This window comes from Streptomyces sp. HUAS TT7 (assembly GCF_051550175.1).
Lineage (GTDB): Bacteria > Actinomycetota > Actinomycetes > Streptomycetales > Streptomycetaceae > Streptomyces.
On the sequence record NZ_CP196175.1, the window covers coordinates 3870822 to 3886162 of the forward strand.

The 15341-nt window shown below is 71.1% G+C and carries 15 protein-coding genes; 4 read left to right on the forward strand and 11 right to left on the reverse strand.

The annotated features are described in order from the left end of the window. Nucleotides 1-35: 35 nt before the first annotated feature. The gene (locus tag ACSHXC_RS17375; protein WP_438292458.1) at nucleotides 36-1466 is read left to right on the forward strand and encodes a glutamate decarboxylase; all 1431 of its coding nucleotides are present in this window, start codon (nucleotides 36-38) and stop codon (nucleotides 1464-1466) included. A gap of 723 nt (nucleotides 1467-2189) precedes the next feature. Here the strand turns inward: ACSHXC_RS17375 and ACSHXC_RS17380 are convergent. From ACSHXC_RS17380 to ACSHXC_RS17405, 6 genes are all read right to left on the reverse strand, one after another. After that, entirely contained in the window at nucleotides 2190-2930 is a 741-nt protein-coding gene (locus ACSHXC_RS17380) for an ABC transporter permease (protein WP_438296639.1), read from the reverse strand. Nucleotides 2931-2965: 35 nt separating this feature from the next. Further along, nucleotides 2966-3970: an ATP-binding cassette domain-containing protein gene (locus tag ACSHXC_RS17385; RefSeq protein WP_438292459.1), complete on the reverse strand. Its 1005-nt coding sequence runs from the start codon at nucleotides 3968-3970 to the stop codon at nucleotides 2966-2968. Nucleotides 3971-4092: 122 nt separating this feature from the next. Continuing rightward, complete coding sequence (locus tag ACSHXC_RS17390) at nucleotides 4093-4734, reverse strand: PadR family transcriptional regulator (RefSeq protein WP_438292460.1); 642 nt, start codon at nucleotides 4732-4734, stop codon at nucleotides 4093-4095. A 123-nt stretch (nucleotides 4735-4857) separates the two neighbouring features. Further along, entirely contained in the window at nucleotides 4858-5394 is a 537-nt protein-coding gene (locus ACSHXC_RS17395) for a DinB family protein (protein ID WP_438292461.1), read from the reverse strand. Nucleotides 5395-5546: 152 nt separating this feature from the next. Further along, a complete protein-coding gene (locus ACSHXC_RS17400) occupies nucleotides 5547-7004 on the reverse strand; it encodes an aldehyde dehydrogenase family protein (RefSeq protein ID WP_438292462.1) in 1458 nt (485 codons plus the stop codon). Between the two features lie 81 nt (nucleotides 7005-7085). Further along, a complete protein-coding gene (locus tag ACSHXC_RS17405; RefSeq protein ID WP_438292463.1) occupies nucleotides 7086-7985 on the reverse strand; it encodes a helix-turn-helix domain-containing protein in 900 nt (299 codons plus the stop codon). Nucleotides 7986-8277: 292 nt separating this feature from the next. On the opposite strand from ACSHXC_RS17405, the gene ACSHXC_RS17410 reads away from it, so the two are divergent. Next, entirely contained in the window at nucleotides 8278-8778 is a 501-nt protein-coding gene (locus ACSHXC_RS17410; protein WP_438292464.1) for an ATP-binding protein, read from the forward strand. A gap of 136 nt (nucleotides 8779-8914) precedes the next feature. On the opposite strand, the gene ACSHXC_RS17415 is transcribed toward ACSHXC_RS17410, so the two are convergent. After that, nucleotides 8915-9154 carry a DUF397 domain-containing protein gene (locus tag ACSHXC_RS17415; protein ID WP_114039138.1) on the reverse strand — a complete coding sequence of 80 codons (240 nt, stop codon included), beginning with the start codon at nucleotides 9152-9154 and terminating at the stop codon, nucleotides 8915-8917. A gap of 179 nt (nucleotides 9155-9333) precedes the next feature. Then, a complete protein-coding gene (locus tag ACSHXC_RS17420) occupies nucleotides 9334-9543 on the reverse strand; it encodes a hypothetical protein (RefSeq protein ID WP_438296641.1) in 210 nt (69 codons plus the stop codon). Between the two features lie 485 nt (nucleotides 9544-10028). Between ACSHXC_RS17420 and ACSHXC_RS17425 the strand changes: the two genes are divergently transcribed. After that, nucleotides 10029-10535: a hypothetical protein gene (locus ACSHXC_RS17425; protein WP_438292465.1), complete on the forward strand. Its 507-nt coding sequence runs from the start codon at nucleotides 10029-10031 to the stop codon at nucleotides 10533-10535. A 23-nt stretch (nucleotides 10536-10558) separates the two neighbouring features. Here the strand turns inward: ACSHXC_RS17425 and ACSHXC_RS17430 are convergent, their stop codons facing one another. The 3 genes from ACSHXC_RS17430 to ACSHXC_RS17440 all read right to left on the reverse strand — a co-directional run bounded on the left by ACSHXC_RS17430 (nucleotide 10559) and on the right by ACSHXC_RS17440 (nucleotide 14397). Next, nucleotides 10559-12619: an FUSC family protein gene (locus ACSHXC_RS17430; RefSeq protein ID WP_438292466.1), complete on the reverse strand. Its 2061-nt coding sequence runs from the start codon at nucleotides 12617-12619 to the stop codon at nucleotides 10559-10561. Nucleotides 12620-12859: 240 nt separating this feature from the next. After that, nucleotides 12860-13981 (reverse strand): DUF2786 domain-containing protein, encoded by a 1122-nt coding sequence (locus tag ACSHXC_RS17435; protein WP_438292467.1) that lies wholly within the window; start codon nucleotides 13979-13981, stop codon nucleotides 12860-12862. Next, nucleotides 13981-14397 (reverse strand): winged helix-turn-helix transcriptional regulator, encoded by a 417-nt coding sequence (locus ACSHXC_RS17440; RefSeq protein WP_344372626.1) that lies wholly within the window; start codon nucleotides 14395-14397, stop codon nucleotides 13981-13983. Before ACSHXC_RS17440 ends, ACSHXC_RS17435 begins: the two co-directional genes overlap by 1 nt. An 83-nt stretch (nucleotides 14398-14480) precedes the next feature. Between ACSHXC_RS17440 and ACSHXC_RS17445 the strand changes: the two genes are divergently transcribed. After that, nucleotides 14481-15293: an NAD(P)H-binding protein gene (locus ACSHXC_RS17445; RefSeq protein WP_438292468.1), complete on the forward strand. Its 813-nt coding sequence runs from the start codon at nucleotides 14481-14483 to the stop codon at nucleotides 15291-15293. Nucleotides 15294-15341 lie beyond the last annotated feature (48 nt).

The following is a 15341-nucleotide window of genomic DNA, read 5'->3' on the forward strand; positions in this document are numbered from 1 at the left end:
CCAACTCCCCTACCTGGAAAGGTGGTTGACCCTCCATGGCACTGCACCGCGGCGGCAGCGAGAAGGAGCACGTCGACGAGAAGGAGTACGGGCGGCTCGCCCTGAACCCCTTCTACGGGGAGGCCGACCCGGTCGGCTCGATGACCTCCGCGCCGCCGCGGCACCGGCTGCCGGACCGGCCGCTGGCCCCGTCGACCGCGTACCAGCTGGTCCACGACGAGCTGATGCTCGACGGGAACGCCCGGCTCAACCTGGCGACGTTCGTCACCACCTGGATGGAGCCGCAGGCCACGGTGCTGATGGCGGAGTGCCGGGACAAGAACATGATCGACAAGGACGAGTACCCGCGCACCGCCGAGCTGGAGCGGCGGTGCGTGGCCATGCTCGCCGACCTGTGGCACGCGCCGGACCCCAGCACCGCGGTCGGCTGCTCGACGACCGGGTCGAGCGAGGCGTGCATGCTGGCGGGGCTGGCGCTCAAGCGGCGCTGGGCGCAGAAGAACGCCGACCGCTACCCCTCGCGCGACGCCCGCCCGAACCTCGTCATGGGCGTGAACGTGCAGGTGTGCTGGGAGAAATTCTGCAACTTCTGGGAGGTCGAGGCGCGGCAGGTGCCGATGGAGGGCAACCGGTTCCACCTCGACCCGGGGGCCGCGGCCGCGCTCTGCGACGAGAACACGATCGGCGTCGTCGGGGTGCTCGGCTCGACCTTCGACGGGTCGTACGAGCCGATCGGCGCGCTGTGCGCGGCACTCGACGATTTGCAGGAGCGTACGGGTCTGGACATCCCGGTGCACGTCGACGGGGCGTCCGGGGCGATGGTCGCGCCCTTCGTCGACGAGGACCTGGTGTGGGACTTCCGGCTGCCCCGGGTGGCCTCGATCAACACCTCCGGGCACAAGTACGGGCTCGTGTACCCGGGGGTGGGCTGGGCGCTGTGGCGCACGGCGGCGGAGCTGCCCGAGGAACTGGTCTTCCGGGTGAACTACCTCGGCGGCGACATGCCGACCTTCGCGCTGAACTTCTCGCGGCCGGGGGCGCAGGTGGTGGCCCAGTACTACACGTTCCTGCGGCTCGGGCGCGAAGGCTACCGGGCGGTGCAGCAGACCACGCGGGACGTCGCGCGGACGCTGGCGGAACGGATCGAGGCGCTCGGCGACTTCCAACTCCTCACGCGGGGCGACGAGTTGCCCGTGTTCGCCTTCACGACGGCGCCGGGGGTGCACCGGTACGACGTGTTCGACGTGTCGCGGCGCCTTCGCGAGCGGGGCTGGCTGGTGCCGGCGTACACCTTCCCGGCGAACCGGGAGGACCTGTCGGTGCTGAGGGTGGTGTGCCGCAACGGGTTCTCCTCGGACCTGGGGGCGCTGCTGCTTGAGGACCTGGGGCGGTTGTTGCCGGAACTCCGCCGCCAGGCCGGCCCGTTGGGCCGGGACGAATCGGTAGCAACAGCGTTCCACCACTAGCCCCTTGGGGGCCGCCCACCCCGTTCCCCAGGATGAAATGCCCCTGGGGCTCCGCCCCAGACCCCGGGGGGGGTTCGCCCGCCCTCCCGCCCGTGACGGGGGTCGAGAGGTTGAGCCCTCGGGCTGCGCCCCAGACCCCTTGCGGGGACTTCGTCCCCTGCACCCCTTTTCGGGGCTCCGCCCCGGACCCCGTTCGCGCCTGAAGGGCGCTCGTCCTCAAACTCCCCCAAGGCCTTAAGGGCCAGGGGGGACCCCCATGACAGGCTGGGGGTGGGCTGACGTCCGTGTTCGCGTAACGGGCCGGGGATGAACTGGTGTCCATGATCGCCGGACAGGCCAGCGGTGAGCTCGTGCCCGCGATCGCCGGACGGGCTGGACATGGGCTGACGTGCCCGTGCGCGGGACGGGCTGGGGACTGCGGTCCGTGTTCGTCTGGCGGGCCGGGGATGCACCCTGCCAAGGTCAATCCCGCTAGGGGCGCGGGGCTGTGACATTTTGCGGCTCCGCCGCGTGGGCACGACCAGCCACCCACGGCCCGCATCCGAAAGCACCACCCGTCACCGGCCGGAGCCGAACCCACCCACACCCCTCTCGGCCGGAGCCGCCCCCACCCACCCCGGAGGGTCTAGGGAAGGGGCGGGGAGGGGCCAAACCGGGGTCTGGGGCGGAGCCCCAGCGCACCCCGCCGAACCGCTCGACCCCACCCCCGGAGGGGCAAGCCCCCTACCCGTTCAGCCTCCCGAATCGCCCCACCGCCAGCGGCAAGAACAACCCCACCAGCACCACCGGCCACCCCACCGCCAACACCCCCGCATGTTCGGCCGCCCAGGACGAACCCCCCACCCCCGGGCCACACAGCTCCCGCACCGCCGTAGCCGTCGCGGACAGCGGGTTCCATTCCACGACCGCCCCCAACCACCCCGGCATCGACGCAGGCACGGCAAACGCGTTGGACAGGAAGCCGACCGGCCACACCAGGATCTGCACCGCCTGCACCAGTTCCGGCCGCCCCGCCACCATCGCCAGGTGAATCCCGACCCAGAGCATTGCGAAGCGGAACAGAAGGAGCAGCCCCAGCGCCGCGAGCAGGCCCGCGCCCCCGTCCGGTCGCCACCCGATCGCGTACCCCACGCCGATCATCACGACCAGCCCCGCCGCCGACTGCAGCATGTCCGCCACCGCCCGCCCGACCAGCACCGTCCCCGACACCATCGGCATCGAGCGGAACCGGTCGACTACCCCCTTGTTGAGGTCCTGCGTCACCGCCAGCATCGTGCCTTCGAGCCCGAACGCCATGGTCAGCGCCAGCATCCCCGGAACCAGGAAGTCGACGTACGGGCCGGACACGCCCCGCCCGCCGCCGATCAGATAGCCGAACACCAGCAGCAGCATCACGGGGAAGACCAGCCCGACCACCACCTGCACCGGCTGCCGCGCCCAGTGCGCCATCTCGCGCCGCGTCATGGTCCAGGAGTCCGCGACCACCCAGCCGACCGCGCTCACACCGCCACCCCCCGCTCGCCCCGCTCGCGTTCCGGCGGAGACTCGCCGTCCCCCACCGGCCCACCTTTCGTCAGAGACAGGAACACCTCGTCCAGCGTCGGCCTGCGCACCGCTATGTCCTCCGCCTCGATACCCGCCGCCGACAGTTCCCGTACGACATCGACCAGCACCCCCATCCGGTCCGCGACCGGCGCGCTCAGCAAGCGGCGGTCGCGGTCCACAGCCACCCCGGGAAGCCTCAACACCCGTACGACATCGGCCAGTTGAGAGGGGTCTCTCACCACCACCTCGATACGGTCCGAGCCCACCGTCGCCTTCAGCTCGTCCGCCGTGCCCTCGGCGGCCACCCGGCCGCCGTCGATCAGGGAGATCCGGTCGGCCAGCTGATCGGCCTCCTCCAGGTACTGCGTGGTCAGCAGGACCGTCGTGCCGCCGCCCACCAGCGAGCGCACCGCCTCCCAGACCTCCGCCCGGCCGCGCGGATCGAGCCCGGTCGTGGGCTCGTCCAGGAACAGCACCTCCGGGTCGGTGATGAGCGACGCCGCCAGGTCGAGCCGCCTGCGCATGCCCCCGCTGTAGTGCCGCACCGCCTTGCGGCCTGTGTCCGCCAGGCCGAAACGGGCGAGGAGTTCATCGGCCCGCTGCCCCGCCCGGCGCGCCCCGAGATGATGGAGCCGGCCGAACATCTCCAGATTCTGCCGCCCGCCCAGCTCCTCGTCGACGGCCGCGTGCTGCCCGAGCAGCCCGATCCGCCGCCGCACCTCACCCGCCTCCCGCCGTACGTCGTGGCCCGCGACCAGCACCCGGCCCGCGTCGGGGCGCAACAGCGTGGTCATGATCCGCACCGCCGTGGTCTTGCCGGCCCCGTTGGGCCCCAGCACCGCGTGCACCGTGCCGCGCCGCACGGCCAGGTCGAGCCCGTCGAGCACCCGCTTCGCCCCGTACCGCTTGCCCACTTCCTCCACGAGGATCGAGTTTCCGTTTACGTCCGCGTCGGGCAATCTCTTCTCCTTCAACAGCACTCGCGGCTCAACAACTCTCGCGATTCAGCCGCTCCCGCTAGGTAATCAAACTTGATTACTCAATCGAAGATAACCGACCGCCCCCCACTCGTCAAACTTGATTAGAGATCGTCCCCGGGGTCCCGCTCCCCCGTCGCGAACGGGTTCTCCTCGCCCTCGGCCAGGATGCCCACGAACGGCTCCCCCTCGCCCGCGAAGACGTACGCCCCGCCCTCGATCCGCGCGATCAGGCCGCGGGTCCACTCCGCCTCGGCATCCGCGGAGTGGACCCACATGTTCATGATTTCGCCGATGTGGCCGAGCTGGCCCGGGCCCTCTTCCGGCGTGTAGTACTCCGTCGCCGAGGCGCGCCAGCCCGCCAGCTTGTCCAGCCGGTCGCGCAGCAGGGCGACCGCCTCGGCACGCGGCAGGTCCACCATGAAGCCGAGCGCCGCCGACAGGACGTCCATCTTCTGGTCGTACGAGGCGAGCGCCTCGCGCAGCAGCCGGAAGAACTCCTCCCGGCCCGCATCCGTCAGCTCGTACTCCGTGCGCGGCGGCCCGCCGACCGTGCTGGGCGCCACCTCATGGGCGAGGAGGACGCCCTGCTTCGCCATCTGCTTGAGCGCGTGATAGATCGAACCCGGCTTGGCGTTGGACCACTCGTGGGCGCCCCAGTACTCCAGGTCGTTGCGCACCTGATAGCCGTGCGCCCGGCCGTGCTGACGTACCGCGCCGAGGACGAGGAGACGGATGCTTGACATGGCCGCAAGCCTATGGCCCCACCTGTCACGGCTGCCTGCGGCCTCGGCCGTCGCAGCGGTTCATGAGCCGCCGCAGCGGTTGGTGACCTCGGCTGTCACGAACCGTCTGCGGCCCCGGCGCGCTCAGCCGTTCGCGAGATCCACCAGCTCGAACGCCGTCTTGCCGTCGATGGACTCGCGGATGATGTCCGCGTGCCCGGCGTGCCGGGCCGTCTCCTCGACGAGGTGCATCATCAGCCAGCGCATCGAGACCCGGCCCTCCTTCGGGAACCACGGCGCCGGCGGCAGCGGGAAGGTGTCGTCGAGCGAGGGGACCTTGCGGATGAACTCCTCGGTCTCGGCGGCCACTTCGTCCCAGAAGACCAGCATGCCCGCGGTGGTCTCGTCGCCCATGAGCTGGAAGCTCTCGTGCCAGTTCGACTGGTCCCGCTGCTTCTCGTTGGGGCGCTGCTGCGCCATCCGCAGCCAGTTCAGTTCGGTCTCGGCGACGTGCTTGATCAGTCCGCCGAGGGACAGCGCGCTGGCGCTCGGGCGGCTGGTGACCTGCTCCTCGGTGAGACCGAGGACGGCGCGGCGCAGCCCGCCGCGCTGGGCTTCCACGAAGCTGAGGAGAGCGCCGCGCTCGTCGCCGTGCGCCTCTGCGGGAACGTGAGTGGGCATGATCCGACCGCCTTCGTTCGAGTGCTGCATCCGGTGTGCCGGCCTGCTGTACCGGCCGGCTGACAAGAAACACGTTACGAAGGAAAGAGGTCAGATTCTGTCCTCTGCCAGCCGCCCGCCGATATCTGTCATCGCCCGCCCGCCGATATCCGTCAGAACGGGAACGGGCTGCGCTCGTGCTGGACCGAGATCCACTTCTGGGTGGTGAAGGCCTCGACCGTCGAGTCGCCGTTCAGCCGCCCGAGCCCCGAGTACTTCTCGCCGCCGAAGGCGACCAGCGGCTCGTCCTGGATCGTCGAGTCGTTGACGTGCATCATCCCGGTGTCGATCCGCTTGGCGAACCGCACCCCGCGCTCCACATTGGCGGTGTGCACGGCGCCGCTGAGTCCGTACGGGCTGTCGTTCGCCATGCGTACGGCCTCCTCCTCCCCCTCGAACGGGATGAGCAGGGCGACCGGGCCGAAGATCTCCTGGCGCAGCACGGGAGAGTCGGCGGGCAGTCCGGTGAGCACGGTGGGCTCCACCAGGTTGCCACGCGTGCGGCCCCGTACGAGCGCGGTCGCGCCCTCGGCGAGGGCCTGGTCGACCAGTGAAGTCAGCGCCTCCGCCTGGAAGTTGTTGATGACGGGGCCGATGTCGGTGGCGGGGTCGGCCGGGTCGCCGGTTCTGAGCGAGGTCACCTTGGCGAGGAACTTGCCGGTGAACTCCTCCAGGATCGACCGGTCGACCAGGATCCGGTTGGCGGCCATGCAGACCTGGCCCTGATAGACGAAGCGGCTGAAAACCGCCGCGTCCACCGCGTAGTCGAGGTCGGCGTCGTCGAGGACGACCAGGGCGCTGTTGCCGCTCAGCTCCAGGATGACGCGCTTGAAATGGCTGCCGGCGACCGAGGCGACGTGACGGCCGGTCCGGTCCGAGCCCGCGAACGAGATCACCTTGGGCACGGGGTGCTCTATCAGCGCGTCGCCGATCTCGGCGATGTCGGTGACCAGGACGTTCAGGAGCCCGGCCGGCAGCCCCGCGTCCTTGAATATCTTCGCTATGAGCCCGCCGCCGACGACCGGCGCGTTCTGGTTCGGCTTGATGACGACCGCGTTGCCCAACGCCAGTGCGGGGGCTATGGACTTGACGGTGACCAGGAACGGGAAATTGAACGGGCTGATCACCCCGATCACGCCGACCGGGAGGCGGTAGACGCGGTTCTCCTTGCCGTCGACCGGCGACGGCAGGATCCGGCCCTCGGGGCGCAGCGCCAGCTGGATCGCCTCGCGCAGGAACTCCTTCGCGAGATGGACCTCGTACACCGCCTTGAGCCGCGTGCCGCCGAGCTCGGTGATGATCGCCTCGACGATCTCCGCCTCGCGCTCCTCGGTGATGCGCAGGGCGCGCTCGAAGACGAGTCTGCGGGTGTACGGATTGGTATCGGCCCATTCACGCTGGGCGCGCTCGGCCGCACGGTAGGCCTCGTCGACCTCTTCGACGGTGGCGACGGTGATGGCGGCGAGCTTCTCCCCGTTGTACGGATCGAAGTCGATGATGTCCCACGACCCGCTGCCGGTGCGCCACTGGCCGTCTATGAACTGGTGGGCGAGGTCGGTGAAGAAGGACATGCCATCCCCTACTGCTGTGTCCGCCGGCTCCGCGCGGTCAATCGCGTCACTGGCCTGATGTGACGTCATCCTACTGATGAGTCAGCTGAGTTGGAGGAGTCCGCGCAGAAGATCGCGGCTCTCCTCCGGGTCCGGGCTGTCCTGCTGGAGCCGGGCCATCGCCCGTTCGTACTGTGCGACCTCTTCCGGCTTGTCCAAATACAGTGCGGAGGTGAGCTGTTCGAGATACACGATGTCCGACAGGTCGGACTCGGGGAACCGCAGCATCGTGAAGGCACCGCTCTCCCCCGCGTGCCCGCCGAAGCTGAACGGCATGACCTGAAGGTTGATGTTGGGCTGCTCCGACATCTCGATGAGATGCTTCAACTGCCCCCGCATCACGTCCCGTTCACCGTACGGGCGCCGCAGCGCGGCCTCGTCGAGCACCGCGTGGAACTGCGGGGCCCGCTCGGACACCAGGGCCTTCTGCCGCTCAAGACGCAGCGCGACGCGCTTGTCGATCTCGGCCGCGGGCGCACCCTGCATGCCCCGTGAGACCACGGCGTGGGCGTACGCCTCGGTCTGCAACAGGCCGTGCACGAACTGGACTTCGTAGATGCGGATCAGTGAGGCCGCGCCCTCCAGGCCGATATATGTCTGGAACCAGCCGGGCAGCACATCGCCGTAACTGTGCCACCAGCCCGCGATGTTGGCCTCCTTGGCGAGGCCGAGCAGCGACATGCGCTCCGCCTCGTCGCCGACGCCGTAGAGCGTGAGCAGGTCCTCGACATCCCTGGCCTTGAAGCTCACCCGCCCCAACTCCATACGACTGATCTTGGACTCGGACGCCCGGATCGAATAGCCGGCTGCTTCCCGCGTGATGCCGCGCGATTCGCGCAGGCGCCTGAGCTGAGAGCCCAGCAGAATGCGCCGGACCACCGAACCTCCGCCGGCCTCGACCGCGCTCGGCCGGGGGGATCCCCATGCCTCCCCTGCGCTCACTTCGCCGTCCTCCCCATCCAATGGTGGTGGGCAGTCTGCCATCAAAACGCTTCACCCCGTACCCGCGTGATTACGGAAATGGTCAAGGAGTGAAATCGGCCTGAGGAACTTCTGGGGAAGAAATGAGCAAGAAACGGCACGGTGGGGGACAGGTCGGTCGCGTGCACGTGCATCTGCCCTTGCATCGGGCCGAAGCATTCGGAACCATGGTCCCCGCGCACCTGCGTGCTCAACTGCGTCTAGTCGCTTGCGTCCTGTACCGCCACGGCCGCGAACCACGGGAGTGCCTCGCATGGGGACGAATGGATCGACCATGCTGGAGCCTTTTGAGCCCTTAAGGCAGGCGCTTCCCCCCATCGACCCCTCGACCGTGGCGGGTTCCGCGTCCTGTGCGCTGCCCGCCCGTTACGAAGCGGTGCGCGGGGCACGGAAGTTCACCAGGTCGACGCTCACGCAGTGGGGCCTCGGCGAGTGCTTCGACGATGTCGCCCTGGTCGTCTCGGAACTCGTCACCAACGCGCTGCGGCACGCGCTGCCCGCCGACACCCCACGCGAGACCGAGGTGCCGGTGCGGCTCCATCTCATGCGCTGGACGAGCCGGCTGGTGTGCGCGGTACGCGACCCCAGCAACGAGAGCCCGGTCGAGCGCGAGAGCGACGACTTCGGCGCGGAGTCCGGCCGCGGCCTGTTCCTGGTCGAGTCCTTCGCCGACAGCTGGGGCTGGCACCCGCTGTCGGGAGCGATCAGCGGCAAGGTCGTATGGGCGCTGTTCCGGCTGGCACCGGCGGAGTGAGCTGACACATTTCAAAGTCGGCCGACTGTCAGCCGTCGCTTGTTGGCCGACGGCTCTGAATTGCCGGCCATGAGCTGTCAGCCATGAGTTGCCATTGGTGCGTCGTCATCCGTGAGCTGCCGTCCGTCGGCCGCCCTCAGTCGGCTATCAGATGGTCGAACTCGCCGTCCTTGATGCCGAGCAGCATCGCCTCTATCTCCGCCCTGGTGTAGACCAGGGCAGGCCCGTCCGGGTGGCGTGAGTTGCGTACCGCCACCCCTCCGCCCGGCAGTTTGGCGAATTCGACGCAGGATCCCTGCGAGTTGCTGTGCCGGCTCTTCTGCCACGCGACACCCTGAAGCTCCGCTGCCGCCATGCCGTTGTACGCGTGGTGCAAGGTCGCTCCCGGGATGTGCAGACGTGCAACTGTGAATGGTCAACTGCCCCGGATCATAGCTGTGTTCATGTGCGCCTGCATGGGAAGATGCACGTGCACGCGGGGTGCCCGGGCGGTTACAGCCGCCCTGCCGCCCCTCCTGCGCGCGCACGAGCCCCCGCCCGTGATCTTGCGCGCCTTCATCTGTGCCGGGTCGTCCGGATCGAATCCCTCGTGCACGAGGGAGAGACGCGTTCCGCGGCCCTCTGGTTCAGGCGTCCAGGTGACCGTCCAGTCGGCCGGGTTACCGGCGGCGCTTCCGGCGAGGGCGTCGGACCAGCGGACGGCATCGTGCAGCGGTGACCGACTTCGAGGCGGAAGTCGCCCGCCATCGGCCACTCGGCGACCAGCTCGGGATCGGTGAAGGCGCGCCACGCCTTCGCGGGCGGGCGAAAAACTGGTCGACCCGGCCGTCGTCAGGCCGTGAGGGTCTTCACAACTGGAATCAATGCCTCTGGAATTCATGCCTCGTCGTGGGGCATCCGGTCGAGGACCTGCACGGGCTGCGGGCCGTTCCCCGCTCCACTGGCAGGGGTGACCTTCGCAGGGTGCCCGTGCAGGCATACCCAGCCCGTCATGGGGGTCCCCCTGGCCCTTAAGGCCTTGGGGGAGATTGAGGACGAGCGCCCTTCAGGCGCGAACGGGGCCTGGGGCGGAGCCCCAGGAGCGCCCCAGGAGCACCTTTCCCCCCGGAGGCCACGCGGCGGAGCCGCAGAGTGTCTCAGCGGGAAGGGGTGGGGTGGGGTGGGGTGGGGGAATCCTCCCGGTGGGCCGAGCCGCTCCGGCTGGTAACTTGCTGCGGTCCCGAACAGCGTTCACAGGGGGAAGACAAGCCGTGCACAGGCACATACGTACCGCAGGATTCGCCGCCGCCGGACTCGCGGCCGCACTCGTTCTGACCGGCTGCGGCAGCAGCAAGAGCGACGACAAGCCGGCCGCCAAGTCACCGTCCGGCTCGGACAGCTCCTCGTCGGCTCCGGGCGGCGACGGCACTCCGGCCAAGTCCAGTGACCTGAAGGGGAGCTGGACCGCGACGAGCGGCGGCAAGACCGTCGCCATGGCCATCGCGGACAAGGGCGTGGCCCTGCTCTCCCCGCACGTGTGCTCCGGCACCGTCGCCGAGACTTCGGGCATGACGATGCTGACCCTGAAGTGCGCCGACGGGAACACCGATCGCACCCAGGGCATGGCCACGATCAAGGGCGGCAACCTTGAGGTGAAATGGGAGGGTGGCGGGACGGAATCCTTCACCCGGGGCAAGGCGGGCTCGCTCCCGACCGACCTCCCGACGGCAGGTCTCCCGACGGCAGGTCTCCCGACGGCCGGCCTGCCGACCCCGTAACACCGGACAAGCATCCAACTCCCTTAAGACTTAGGCGAGTTGGGCTCAGTCAGGGCATCGGTCAGGTCGTCGAGGCAGTGCACGACCAGGCCGGCGCCCCTGCGCACCACGCGGTCGGGCACGCCCTCGCCGTCCCAGGCGGCCAGGGCCTGCTCGACCCCGTCCCACCGCGGCACGCGCCGCTCACGCACCGCCTTGGCCCCCTGCTCGGTGGCCTCCCGCAGCGCCTCGGCGAGCTTCGCGGCGGCCGGCACCGGCACCGCGTCCCGGTCCGGCAGATGCGCCTCCATCAGCATGGCCGTACGCCCCAGCTGGCTGAGCGCGTGGGCGGCTTCCTCGGCCGCCGAACGCGACAGGCCCCGGTGCCGCACCGGCTCGTGGGTGGCCTTGTCGAGCGCCTCCTGCCAGGCGATGCGGGCCGCGCGCGTGTCAAGGAGCGCCTGGCGGATGTCGCCGGACGCGCGGCCCGGGTCGGCGTAGTGGGCGACGACGGCGGAGGCGTAACGGCCGTTCGCGGCAAGCCAGTCGGCGAGCCGGGTGCGCAGGCGCGACGTCTCCCAGGCCGGGTAGACGGCGTACGAGATCATCGCGAGCGCCCCGCCGATCAGTGTCAGGAACACCCGGTCGGGCACGGTCTGGGTCCACTGGAGGCCGCCCATGCCGAGCAGGAACACGACGTACGCGGAGACGCAGCCGCTCAGCACCGCATAGCCCGTACTCATCAGCAGGTACGCCAGGAACGCGCAGGTCACCGCGATGGCGGCGGACAGGCCGGTGTCCGGGTGGGTGAGCTGGACGATGCCGGTGGCGAGCGCGACGCCGACGAGGGTGCCGCCGAAGCGGGCGACCGCGCGGGCGTAGGTGAGCGAGAAGTCGGGGCGCATGACCATCACGGAGGCCATCGGGGCCCAGTAGCCGTGGCCGAACGGCAGGACATGGCCGAGCAGATAGCCCGCGGTCGCCACCGCGCAGACCCGTACCGCATGCCGGAATACCGGGGAGCGGCGGTGGCCCAGCTCGTCGCGCATGGTGCGCAGGGCGAGCGGGACCAGGTGGGGCAGGGTGGGACGCAGCAGGGGTTCCGCTCCGGCGCCGGTGCCGCTGCCCTGGGCGGTTTCGACGACGTCCGCGAGCAGTGCGGTGAGCCGGGCGGCGGCGCGGCGGGCGGGGCCGGTGAGGATGGCGCCGGTGTCGGGGGTGGCCAGCGCGGCCTCGGCGGCGGGTGGGATGACGGGTGCCTCGCCGTGCCGGATGGCCCGGGCGGCGCCGTCCAGGACGGTGGCAGCGGCGGCGAGCAGTTCCCGAACCCTCGCGCGTTCGACGCCCTCCTCCGGGACACCGAGCGCGGGGTCGGCGAGCGAGGCGAGCACCGGCCGGATCCGCTCGGCGACGCCGCGGGCGCCGTGCAGTTCGGCGGGGCGGCGGCGAGCTTCGCGCGGGGTGACGGCGGCGGCGAGCCGGGCGGTCATCAGGGGTTGTGGGTCGAACGGGGCGAGGGGGTCGTGCCGCAGCCGGCGCGCGTAGTCGGCCTCCGCCGCGAGGGCGTCGGCGAGCGCGTCGCGCTGGGCGCCCCATCTGCGGATCGGGAACAGGACGACGAGGGCGGCCTGGACGACCCCGCCGAACGCGATCATCCCGGCGTGGCCTGCGGCCTCGACGAGCGAGCTCGGCAGGGTGACGGTGACCAGCATGATCGCGACGTTGGACGAGGCGATGACCCCGACGGTCGGGCCGACGGCCCAGGCGAGGCCCGCCAGGAACGTCCACAGCGCGAGCAGCACGAGAAAGAACGGGGAGTGGGTGCCGACGAGATATCCGAGAAAGGTGGAGATCGCGAGCGAGAGCCCCGAGGCGAGGGCGAGCACGGGCCTCGGGCGCCAGCTGCGCTGGTACGTGGCGATGGCGCCCTGGAACGCGCCGAACGCGGAGCTTGCGGCGACGGAGGGGCCGAAGAGGGTGAGGCTGATGCCGACGACGATGGCGAGCCCCGCGGCTGCGCGCAGCGCGACGAGAGGTTCGAGCCGCCGCCGCTCGACCTTCAGCCCCGAGCGGGCGGTCTCCCTCAGCGCCCGAAGCCAGCTCATGATCCCGAGGGTATCGGGAAGTGGGACGAGCCCGGCATTCCGGGCCGCCCGGGGTGCGCCCCGGCGAATCGACCCGGCGGACTGAGCTGGGCTCCGCCCCAGACCCCATTGCCCCCTCCCCACCTCTTCCCGCCGCAACACTCCGCGGCTCCGGGGGCGAGGTTGCCGTCCGGCGGGGTGCGCTGGGGCTCCGCCCCAGGAGGCCCGAGCCATCCCACCCCGTCACGGGATGGGGCCCCCTCAGCCTCCCCGAGGCAACCCGGGCCGTCCTCGATGCGCTCGGTCCGCCGCCGCGCGGCCGTCTCTCCAGCCCGACTCGTCGGAGACGCCCCGCACCCGCGTCGACACCGTCCGGGGGAACATCTCCTCCGCCCGGCCCGCGACCGCCACCGCCCGCGTCGCAAGGACCGGAAGGAGCGAGCTCCCGAACTCCGCCTCCACGTCGCGGGCGGTCGCCGCGAGCAGGTCGCCGAGCCGCCCCGCGTACGCGAGCAGGAAGGACTGGCGGAACGTCTTCGTGCGCTTGCGTCCGCCCGCCCGCTGCGCGGCCTCCGCCTTCGTCATCGCCGCCGTGCCCTGCACGAGGAGCGAGGTGTACAGCAGCTCCACCGCGTCCAGGTCGGCCTCGAAACCCACCACCGTCGAGAAGCCGAGCTCCGCGTTCCACACCGCCCGGCAGTGGTTCGCCGACGCGACCGCGTCGAGCAGGATCGCCTTGGCCGTCTCGTACGGCGCGTCCACCCCGATCCGGCAGGCCCCCGGCACCTCGTCGCCCGGCCCGCGCCCCGCGAGCAGCGCCTCGTCCACGCTGTGCCGCGCCATCAGCTCCTGCGCCTTGGCGGAGAGCGCCTCCGCCTCCTCGGGGAACCCGGTCGCCTCGGCCTTGGCGAGCAGGGCTCGGATGCGGCCCAGCATCTTGGGTTCGCCGTGCACCGGCGGCCCGAGCACCGATGCCCCCGGCGCGGGCCCGGCCGGCTCGATCGCGGGCAGCGCGAGCAGCAGCCGGTAGAGCTCCAGCACGGCGGTGGCGTACGAGAACCGGTCGGCCCGCCACACCTCGCCGGGCAGCTCGTCCACCTGCCCCTGCCATCGCGCGGGCAGCCGCTCGTAGCGCCCGAGCTCGTCGCGGATCAGCCCGCTCAGAATGCGTACGTGCGGCTCGTCCAGGTCACGCCGTACGATCCGTACGACATCGGCGGGCTGCCAGCCACGGCCCCAGGCGCGCCACACGAACTCCCGCCCGCGCAGGGCGAGTTCGGCATCCGCATCCGGTGCGGCGGCGAGCAGCGAGGCGCCGGTGTCGAGGGCCGCGTCCCCCTCGATGTACAGCGCCGCCGCGAACGCGCGGTCCACGGCCTCCATCAGGGAGCCTCGTGTTCCGCGTCCCAGGACCGCCGGGCGTCCGCGATCGCGCCGCGGTGGTCGATCGACCAGTCCGCGAGCGCCTTGATCAGGTGCGTCATGCTGTGGCCCATCGCGGTCAGCTCGTACTCGACCTGTGCCGGCACCGTCGGATACACGGTCCGCTTCACCAGCCCGTCGCGCTCCAGGCGCCGCAGGGTGAGCGTCAGCATGCGCTGGGAGATGCCGGGCACGGCCCGCTGCAACTGACGGAAGCGGTGCACGCCTGCCGCGAGTTCGACCACCACGTACACCGACCACTTGTCGCCGAGGCGGTCGAGTACGTCGCGCACCCCGCACTCCTCCTGCGGCGTCTCGCAGCTGATGACCGGCTCGGCCGGGGCCGGGGTGGTTACGGCGGTGTGCCCCACTGACATGAAAGTGCCTCCTTACCGATCCGCTCGCTGTCGATCACGATCGTCCCAGCAAACGAACGCGACAACGAAACGGGGGAGCTTCCATGCTGCTCATCACGGGGGCCTCCGGCGGGCTCGGCGGTCTGATCGCCGGGCGCCTCGCCGGCCGCGACGACATACTCATCGGCACTCGCGCGGCCCTGCCCGGCGCCCGCCGCACCGACTTCGACGAGCCCACCTCGCTGCCGGAGGCCTTCGCGGGCGTCGACACCCTGCTGCTCGTCTCGGCCGGGTACGGCGAAGACGACACGGTCGTCGCCCGCCACGACGCCGCGATCTCGGCCGCCGAGCGCGCGGGCGTGCGCCACGTCGTCTACACCAGCCTGGCCGCCCCCGGCGACCACCTCCCCTACGCGCTCGCCCACCGCTGGACCGAGCGCCGGCTGCGCGAGTCCGCGCTGAGCTGGACGGTGCTGCGCAACGGCCTGTACGCCGAGCTGCTAGCCAACCTCGCCGCGCCCGGCGCGGACGGCCGCATCACCGCCCCGCTCGGCGACGGCCGGCTCGCGGCGGTCGCCCGCGAGGACCTCGCCGACATCGCGGCCCGGGTCGCCCTGGACCCGGCGGCCCACGCCGGCCGGACGTACGAGCTGGTCGGCGAACACGCCCTGGGCGGCGCCGAGTTGGCCGCCGCCACCTCCACTGCGTACGAGCCCGGCACGCTCGCCGGGGCCCGGGCGGCCCTCGCCGCGTCCGGCGCCGAGCCCTTCCAGGTGCCGATGCTGGTGGGCACGTACTCCGCCATCGCGCACGGCTTCCTCGGCGCGACCGACACCGGCGAGCTGCGCCGCCTGCTCGGCCGCGCCCCGAGGCCCGCGATCGAGGTGTACGCGGCGGCCGTGCGCGAGCAGGCGTAGGCCCGGCTGCCCACAGCCTGTGGACAAACCCCGGCGCGCCGCCCCCGC

Bases quoted from the DNA above. Each gene is read 5' to 3' on its own strand.
- ACSHXC_RS17375 (WP_438292458.1), top strand. From the start codon at position 36: ATGGCACTGCACCGCGGCGGCAGCGAGAAGGAGCACGTCGACGAGAAG.
- ACSHXC_RS17380 (WP_438296639.1), bottom strand. From the start codon at position 2,930: ATGACGCGGCGCGAGATGGCGCACTGGGCGCGGCAGCCGGTGCAGGTG.
- ACSHXC_RS17390 (WP_438292460.1), bottom strand. From the start codon at position 4,734: ATGTCAAGCATCCGTCTCCTCGTCCTCGGCGCGGTACGTCAGCACGGC.
- ACSHXC_RS17395 (WP_438292461.1), bottom strand. From the start codon at position 5,394: ATGCCCACTCACGTTCCCGCAGAGGCGCACGGCGACGAGCGCGGCGCT.
- ACSHXC_RS17400 (WP_438292462.1), bottom strand. From the start codon at position 7,004: ATGTCCTTCTTCACCGACCTCGCCCACCAGTTCATAGACGGCCAGTGG.
- ACSHXC_RS17410 (WP_438292464.1), top strand. From the start codon at position 8,278: ATGGGGACGAATGGATCGACCATGCTGGAGCCTTTTGAGCCCTTAAGG.
- ACSHXC_RS17430 (WP_438292466.1), bottom strand. From the start codon at position 12,619: ATGAGCTGGCTTCGGGCGCTGAGGGAGACCGCCCGCTCGGGGCTGAAG.
- ACSHXC_RS17435 (WP_438292467.1), bottom strand. From the start codon at position 13,981: ATGGAGGCCGTGGACCGCGCGTTCGCGGCGGCGCTGTACATCGAGGGG.
- ACSHXC_RS17440 (WP_344372626.1), bottom strand. From the start codon at position 14,397: ATGTCAGTGGGGCACACCGCCGTAACCACCCCGGCCCCGGCCGAGCCG.
- ACSHXC_RS17445 (WP_438292468.1), top strand. From the start codon at position 14,481: ATGCTGCTCATCACGGGGGCCTCCGGCGGGCTCGGCGGTCTGATCGCC.